Below are 5,640 nucleotides of genomic sequence, written 5' to 3'. Positions count from 1 at the left end.
AGTGAAGCCTTGATATCTTCTGCGAATTTAATGCCATCAGGATTTATTCCGTATCCCTCCTTGAAGCGGTGAGGGATGTAGTAGTGGGCGTCTACTCCAAATTCTTTAAGGAAGGTATATATACACGACGTAGCTGTAGTTCCGTCTACGTCGTAATCGCCGTAAACGAGTACTCTTTCACTTTTGCGGATAGCCAGTGCCAGGCGTTCAGCTCCGACTTCCATATCCTTCATTAAAAAAGGATCGTGGAGGTTTTCTATCTTCGGTCTGAAAAAGTATTCTGCATCATCGTATGTTTCTATGCCGCGTAAAGCCAGTAGTCGGGCTATTTTGTCCGGTATTCCAAGTTTACTCCCTAAATCCGGGGTAGACTCTTCCTGCTCCGGCTGCGCGTACACCCAGCGGAATGACATGATTATTGTGCTCTTTATTTTTATTCATAGAGGCTGTTCGGCGGTCAGGCCGGTACGCCAACGCTAGTTGCGTTCTATTACATATAAAATACTATTAAACGGGAGAAAATCAGCATCTTTGTTTATATAAATTGCTGTACCCTGAAAAGCTCAAGCATGGTCTTATTTCAACCTTATCTTACAAACTTTAGTATAACGAGCTTCAATATAGTTGAGAACCGGTAAATAAATTCCGACCTTTGGAAGCGGTTCCATTAACCCGCCTCTCTATAAAAATTTTTATCTTCCATTATGACAAAAGTATTCACTAAAGAATCCAAAACATTGACTAAAGAGAACAAGAATTTTCCGCTTTTTAACGAACTGGCCGACAAAAAACATGAGCAGGTAGTGATCTGCTCCGATCCTGAAACAGGACTGCGAGCCATCATCGCCATTCACAATACCACGCTTGGCCCCGCTCTTGGAGGAACCCGTATGTGGAATTACGAATCTGAAGAAGCGGCCATGAAGGATGTACTTCGCCTTTCACGCGGCATGACCTACAAGTCTGCTATTTCCGGACTGAATTTAGGCGGCGGAAAAGCTGTGATCATTGGCGATCCTCACACCGAAAAGACTGAAGCTTTATTTCGCTCATTCGGACGTTTTGTGGATGGACTTGGTGGGCGATACATTACCGCAGAAGATGTCGGGATGACCGAGAAGGAAATGGAATGGATCTACTCCGAGACTAAATATGTGACCGGAATTCCCAAAGCATTGGGCGGAAGTGGGAATCCATCTCCCGTTACTGCTTATGGAGTTTACATGGGTGTGAAAGCCTGCGCCAAAAAAGCCTACGGAAGTGATTCCCTTGAAGGAAAGAAAATTGCATTACAGGGAGCCGGAAATGTAGCTTCTTATTTCGCTAGACATGCTGCCAAGGAGGGTGCAGAGCTTTTTATTTGTGATATATATGGAGACAAAGCAAATGAACTTGCCAAAGAAGTGGGAGCTGAAGTAGTTGATCCTGATTCCATTTATGGGCTGGATGTGGATATTTTTACTCCCTGTGCTTTAGGCGGGGTGATCAACGATGATACCTTGGATCAGTTCAAGTGTGATATCATTGCAGGCGGTGCCAATAATGTGCTTGATGTGGAAGACAAACACGGAGAGATGCTGCTCGAAAAAGGCATTATTTACGCTCCTGATTATGTGATCAATGCCGGCGGAATCATCAATATTGCCAGCGAACTTGAAGGATACAATGAAGAACGAGCTCTCCAGAATGCCGGTAATATCTATACCACCATCACCGATATTCTGAACTATTCCGAAGAGCATGGAATTCCGGCTCACAAAGCGTCCAACGCTTTAGCTGAAAAACGCATTGAGACCATTGGAAACATTAAAAATAAGTATTCTTCCAAAGCCAATGTTTCCGGAAGACTCGGAGAAGTTTATAAGCGTTTTATCGACTGATCCATCCACCTTTATTAAGATCATTAGAAAAAGGGCGTATACATTACGTCCTTTTTTTGTGCATTGGGTTTAGTGAAGAATTACTGAGCTTTGGCAGCTTTGACCCTCACCTTTGTTTCCTCTCCCGGGAGAGGAAGACGTTGTGGTTAAATTGAGATAAATTAACGGTTCTCGACAATGGCTACAATCTCCAGTTCAACATAGAAACCCACCAAAGAGCTTCCCCGCTCGGGTCCCGATAATCGGGAAGGGGTGGGTCGAAGGTGCCAATGGCAACAATAGATTACACCTACCCCATCCAATAAAATCCATAATTCTGCGTATCTTTAAGGCGAAATAAATATAATAGAGATATTTTTAACTGCATTCTATCACTCCTATGAACATCGAAGAGTACAATTTCAAAGACCGGCTTATCAAGGGAATGACCACAGACGGTCACTTCAAAATATCCGTAGTGAAAACCACGGAAGTAGTAAAAACAGCGAGAGATAACCACAAGCTTTCACTGCTTAATACTGTCATTCTTGGGAAAGCACTAACCGCAACTATGCTTTTGGCTTCTGAGCTAAAGGGTGAAGAGCGCATACAGCTCCGTATGGACGGCAGTGGCCCAATCGGTCATTTAGTGGCTGAGGCTAACTCTGTGGGCGAGATCAGGGGTTATGTTAAGAATCCCACCGCGGAGCTCGATTATTCTGATCCTGAAACAGAACTTGGGGATGGTATTGGCCTCGGTATCCTCACTTTTTCTAAGATTTTATATAATGAAGCAGAACCACGTACCAGCAGCATTCAGTTGGTAAAAGGGGATGTTAACAGCGATGTAGCTCATTATCTTGCTCAGTCCGAACAAATTCCTTCCGCCCTTCTGATCGATGTGGGTATTGATGAGGATGGCGATGTTACTCATGCCGGCGGACTCATGATACAGCGCCTGCCTGATGCCCCGGATGGACAAATTGATATGCTCCAGGAACGATTGAGTTCTTTTCCGGCCATTGATGAACTCCTTTCCGACGGACAATATATCGATGAGATCATGGCAAAGGCCATTTCACCCCTGAAAGTTAAAGAGCTAAACCGACAGCCGGTAGATTTCTTCTGCCGATGTACCCGCAAACGATTTAAAAATGCTTTATCCATGCTCAGCCTTGATGACCTAAAGGATATGGAAGGTGAGGGACAGGAAGTGGTTTGTCAATATTGCAACAAAACAGAGCGTATATCGAAGGATGAAGTCGAAAAAATAATTATGGATGCACAGGCTAAATTAAACTAATTATGGGCAAGCTCAGTGACACGGAAATTCGAAGCATTATTCAAAAAGCAACGCTGCTTAAAAAATTCAGGGAAGGCAGTTCAAGTTTTTCACCCGGTAATGAAAATGATGAGCTTAAGAAGCTTTTTGAGATAACAGATGAACTCGATCTTCCTCGCAACGGGGTGTATGAAGCCTATCTTGAGCATAACGGAATTCCTGTTACTGAACCTATTTTGGTTGATACGTTAGACTACAATTCTGCAAAGGTAATTGGGTTTGCAAACGGTAGAATTGATAAAGAATTATTGCATGAATTGAAGAGTCATGTGGAATATCACTTCAATACAATGGGGAATATTTCACAGCGAAGGAATAAAATCATTTGGGAGGCTAAACCCTCGGGCATTTCCAGGCTGTTTGCTTCATCAAACTCTCCAAAAGTTGAATTCGAGCAAATAGACAACAACACCAAGATACGTGTTTCCAAAAGCCTCAAAACAATCAATAAACTCTACCTGCCGGCTATAGCCGCTGCTTTTGGTGGATTTATGATGTTTGCAGGCAGCATCTATGGAGAGTTTGGTAATGATGTAGCTCCTCCAATGATAGTGTCGCTTCTCATTCTTACCGGCACCTATTTATATACTCGTTTTGTGAAAGGCCGAAAAGACAAACAAAAGAAAGACCTTCAAGAATTGACTGAAACCCTGCAGGGAAAAATTGAACGTCATTTCAAAGCCACCGCCACCCATCATAAGAAGGAAACTAATTCGAGTGATATTGAGATTCCGGAAAATGATTATGAAGAAGTTACTTTTGATGAAATTTCGAAGCCCAAAATGAAAGAATAACCGGCCTTTACTTGTTGAACTATGGGGAAAAACGTGATCATTGTCGGGGGCGGATTTGCTGGGATTTCCGTCGCCAAAAAACTGGCTAAATCAGATTTCAACGTTACCATTGTTGACAAAACCAATCATCACCTCTTTCAGCCTTTGTTGTACCAGGTAGCCACGGCTGCTCTTTCCCCCGGCGATATTGCAATGCCCATTCGGGCTATATTCAGCAAACAGAAAAATGTGCAGGTAGTATTGGGGGAAGTCACCCAAATTGATAAAAAAGCCCGCCGCATCCTCTTGGGAAACGGAGCCAGCCTCCCCTTTCATTATCTGGTATTAGCGCCCGGAGCTCAGTACAATTATTTCGGGAATGAAGCCTGGAAAAAACATGCACCGGGATTAAAAACCTTATCCGATGCCCTCGAAATCCGGGAACGTATTTTGCTTTCGCTTGAAAAAGCCGAACAGATCATAAATCCCGAAAAACGAAAACCATATCTCACGTACGTGGTCATTGGCGGCGGACCCACCGGTGTGGAAATGGCCGGCTCTATCGCTGAAATTGCCAAACGCAGTATGATGCGTGATTTCAGAAATATCAAACCGGAGGATACGAAGATCTACCTGGTAGAGGCGGCTGATGGTATTCTAAACGGATTCGACCACCCACTTCCTGAAAAGGGATTAGAAACCCTTAGAAATATGGGCGTAGAAGTCCTTTTGAATTCACCCGTTCAGGAAATCATAGAAGATGGCGTTCAGATTGATGGGAAATTTATTGAGACTCCAAATATTATTTGGGGAGCGGGAGTCAAAGCTTCACCCATCATTCAGGAGCTTAGAGTTGAAACCGACCGAATGGGACGCGCTATGGTAGAAGACGATCTTTCTATCGCTGGCTTTGATCATATTTTTGTTGCGGGAGATGCCGCCCATGTGAAAGATGAAAACGGGAATCCCCTGCCCGGACTTGCTCCGGTTGCTTTACAGCAGGGAAAATACCTCGGAAACCTCATTAAGAATGACCACCCCGCTTCAACCCGCAAACCCTTTAGCTATGTGGACAAAGGAACCATGGCAACCATTGGCCGCGCTAAAGCAGTGGCTGATATTCGCGGATTTAAATTCAGCGGCTTTTTTGCGTGGCTGATGTGGGGATTGATCCATATTTTCTTCCTGATCGGCTTCCGAAACCGATTTAGGGTATTTGCGGAATGGACCTGGCACTACATCACGTTTAAGAGAGGTGTACGGTTGATAGCAAAAAATGAGGAAGTATGGGGATGAACCGAAAATATCATATAGGTAATTTTACTTCTCACAAATAGATATTAGTTTCTGCAGATCAACTAACCCAAAAATTTTATTGCAGATTTAAAACGTGAGTTGGGCTTTTGGGATGCCCTGACCATAGGCGCCGGAACCATGATCGGCGCCGGTATTTTTTTACTTGCTGGCGTAGCGCTGGAAATGTCAGAGCCAGCAGCTATTTTTGCTTACCTAATTGCCGGTGTTGTTTGTATGATCACAGCCTCCAGTGCTGCTAAACTGGCAACCTGTATGCCGACTTCCGGGGAGATTACTTTTTTGTATCTCGATCTTTAGTCCCTGCAATGGGAACAATCTCAGGAGTGGGAATTTGGTTGAGCCTTACTTT

At 43.9% G+C, this 5,640-nt stretch carries 6 protein-coding genes; 5 read left to right on the top strand and 1 reads right to left on the bottom strand.

Annotated elements, in window-relative coordinates; all coding sequences use genetic code 11:
* Positions 1-413, bottom strand: a 413-nt coding sequence (locus VFM80_RS06320; RefSeq protein WP_395070677.1) for a DHH family phosphoesterase, incomplete at its 3' end; no start/stop codon positions are given.
* A gap of 291 nt (positions 414-704) precedes the next feature.
* Here VFM80_RS06320 and VFM80_RS06315 point away from each other — a divergent pair.
* The 5 genes from VFM80_RS06315 (at position 705) to VFM80_RS06295 (ending at position 5,588) form a co-directional block, all read left to right on the top strand.
* A complete protein-coding gene (locus VFM80_RS06315; RefSeq protein WP_395070676.1) occupies positions 705-1,880 on the top strand; it encodes a Glu/Leu/Phe/Val family dehydrogenase in 1,176 nt (391 codons plus the stop codon).
* A 379-nt stretch (positions 1,881-2,259) separates the two neighbouring features.
* Positions 2,260-3,162, top strand: coding sequence for an Hsp33 family molecular chaperone HslO (gene hslO, locus VFM80_RS06310; RefSeq protein ID WP_395070674.1), 903 nt, complete (start codon positions 2,260-2,262; stop codon positions 3,160-3,162).
* 2 nt (positions 3,163-3,164) lie between these two features.
* Positions 3,165-3,995, top strand: a complete 831-nt coding sequence (locus VFM80_RS06305) for a hypothetical protein (protein WP_395070672.1) — start codon at positions 3,165-3,167, stop codon at positions 3,993-3,995.
* Between the two features lie 21 nt (positions 3,996-4,016).
* Positions 4,017-5,270 (top strand): NAD(P)/FAD-dependent oxidoreductase, encoded by a 1,254-nt coding sequence (locus VFM80_RS06300; RefSeq protein ID WP_395070670.1) that lies wholly within the window; start codon positions 4,017-4,019, stop codon positions 5,268-5,270.
* A 99-nt stretch (positions 5,271-5,369) separates the two neighbouring features.
* Positions 5,370-5,588, top strand: a complete 219-nt coding sequence (locus VFM80_RS06295) for a hypothetical protein (RefSeq protein WP_395070668.1) — start codon at positions 5,370-5,372, stop codon at positions 5,586-5,588.
* Positions 5,589-5,640 lie beyond the last annotated feature (52 nt).

The organism is Gracilimonas sp. (assembly GCF_035704785.1).
Classification (GTDB): domain Bacteria; phylum Bacteroidota; class Rhodothermia; order Balneolales; family Balneolaceae; genus Gracilimonas.
This window is presented reverse-complemented; position numbering and strand designations above follow the sequence as displayed.

Excerpts from the sequence above, each read along its gene's own strand:
- VFM80_RS06315 (WP_395070676.1), top strand. The coding sequence starts at position 705 with ATGACAAAAGTATTCACTAAAGAATCCAAAACATTGACTAAAGAGAAC.
- VFM80_RS06300 (WP_395070670.1), top strand. The coding sequence starts at position 4,017 with ATGGGGAAAAACGTGATCATTGTCGGGGGCGGATTTGCTGGGATTTCC.
- VFM80_RS06305 (WP_395070672.1), top strand. The coding sequence starts at position 3,165 with ATGGGCAAGCTCAGTGACACGGAAATTCGAAGCATTATTCAAAAAGCA.
- hslO (WP_395070674.1), top strand. The coding sequence starts at position 2,260 with ATGAACATCGAAGAGTACAATTTCAAAGACCGGCTTATCAAGGGAATG.